The 253-nt window shown below is 48.6% G+C and carries 1 protein-coding gene; it reads right to left on the reverse strand.

The window, feature by feature from the left end:
- On the reverse strand, positions 1-253 hold a 253-nt coding region (locus HBA93_RS22255), incomplete at both ends, for an ABC transporter substrate-binding protein (protein WP_502910181.1).

Here is a 253-nt window from a genome sequence, read left to right on the forward strand (position 1 = left end):
TTGGATGCAAGAGCTGACTGACCTTCCTGAGAAAGCAGGAAATCAATTAAAAGCTTTCCGGCATTTGGATGCGGTGCATCTTTCAGCACACCTGCCACTCGTGAGAAAGCCGGCGTGTAATCTTTACCAAAAGCAACACCCAGATTTGGCGCACTCTTGACCCAATCCAGCGCATAGGAGCCGATCAGATTATAGGCGAGGACATTTTCACCGGAAACCACGGTTTCACGCATAGAGCCTGTAGAAGAATAAG

Origin of the sequence: Ochrobactrum sp. SFR4, assembly GCF_019730395.1 — a bacterium.
Classification (GTDB): Bacteria; Pseudomonadota; Alphaproteobacteria; order Rhizobiales; family Rhizobiaceae; genus Pseudochrobactrum.